This is a genomic window from Methanospirillum sp., from assembly GCF_035406105.1.
Classification (GTDB): Archaea; Halobacteriota; Methanomicrobia; order Methanomicrobiales; family Methanospirillaceae; genus Methanospirillum.
On sequence record NZ_DAONKG010000338.1, the window covers coordinates 1 to 1691 of the forward strand.

2 protein-coding genes are annotated in these 1691 nt (G+C 43.1%); both read right to left on the reverse strand.

Annotated elements, in window-relative coordinates:
- A partial coding sequence (locus tag PLA23_RS13230; protein WP_324475509.1) for a hypothetical protein occupies positions 1–191 on the reverse strand: 191 nt, incomplete at its 3' end.
- A gap of 316 nt (positions 192–507) precedes the next feature.
- The gene (locus PLA23_RS13235; RefSeq protein WP_324475510.1) at positions 508–1440 is read right to left on the reverse strand and encodes a DUF4198 domain-containing protein; all 933 of its coding nucleotides are present in this window, start codon (positions 1438–1440) and stop codon (positions 508–510) included.
- Positions 1441–1691: the final 251 nt, after the last annotated feature.

Consider the following 1691-nt stretch of genomic DNA (forward strand, 5'->3'; position numbering starts at 1 on the left):
AGAAAACCGGTGTTTGGATCAAACTTCGGCTGGGAATCAATAGAGGAGTTTAAATTAAAGTCTGTTTTCAGTTTCGTTCCCCAGGTCCCATAATAATCATCGTAATTATATGCAGTACCTGCCGTTCCGACACAGACCAGACAACCCAGTAAACAGAGAAGTCCGAATAAACCAATAATCAATTTCATCATAGAACCAGCATATGTTTTCTCCGGTTGATGATAAGGTTTCCTGACTGAAATCCAGGGATATTCAGGTTTCTGGTTGTGTATTTGATACCTGGTCTGACATACGGAAGCGATTCGTGAGGAACTCGTATCCAAAAGACGAAACTCTCTTTCCCGGCTGCCCTGAAGATATACAGGCATGTATTACCACTTATTGCCACCCTGATTGAACGGTCACTTGTGTAGGGAGTTTTCAGGCAACCGTTGCAGAGTGTACATCATCACACGTGTGGAAAAAACGATGAAGAAAGGATCGGGATGCTGGATCCCTTACATATGATTACTCTCCTTCTGGTTTTATGTACTGATCACCGAGCACCAGAGCATACCGGTATACCGGTCCGACGATGGTCTTTTCTGTCGATGCCGGCCCACGGGGCATATCCATCTCTTTGCAAATCCGTAAATCTGTACCGGTATCTGACTTAATCACCCAGTTGCCTCGTGAATCAAGGTTCAGGACTGCTATTCCCTCAGCGTTGGTGGTCTCATTGATGGTAATTTCATCTTCAGGAGTTCCAGCTTTCGCTGCTTTGACAACAGCCCCTTCAAATGGCTGTCCTTTATAGAGAACCTGTACTTCAAACGGCCCGGTTCCGGCGGTGGTGATATCACTGAGCGGCACAATCTCCCATTCCTGACCGAGCGGTTTGTTTGCAACGGTAAAATCAGCATCCGGACCGGCAATGAATGTCTTTGAATAGACATGCTTTGGATAGGAACGCTCGATATACCAGTTATCTGCCCAGCCTGTCGTATTCATGGTCTCAAAATCGATCTCATCTATCGGTTTGTTTATCCATTCTCCTCCCTCTGTGTCCGGGGGGTTGGTAATAATATGCGTCCATGTGCCTTCGGTGTGATACAGATCCAGAATGTTTAATCCGTTTTTCTCTATCGGAAACTCGAAAACCTTGTAATATCCCATGGTCTTTCCATCCTGGGTTCCATTGATATCATCCGATATCTTCTGAATGGTCGTGCCATCCTGATTCCTGAAGGTAAGGATCATATACCCGGCTGGTAATTCTTCACTCGTTCCAAACAGATGACTGCTGCCCACAAAGAAATACGCCGTATCACCTTCATTCACCCATGATGTCTGTGGAATTGCCCAGCTTTCATGGGCAAGCACCGGCATCACCCCTGCCATGAGTGTGATGAAAATACAAATTACAATAGTATAATTCATACGATTATAATTATTGTTCATAAGAAGTATAAAACTTATGGTTTTATGTTGAACACTACTCGGTATCAATTGGTTTAAAAAACAGGAGGATTTTTCCATCTGTTCATTGGTTTTTTCTCCAAAAGAGACCATTTGAATTGTGAAATTATTAATGAGGAACATCTGTCAGAAAAGGGTGCTATGAGCAATAGAGTAATATGGAATATATTGTTCGATTATTATGTTTTTTCACATACACATATCACAAATGATCACGAATACCGGAGATCTGA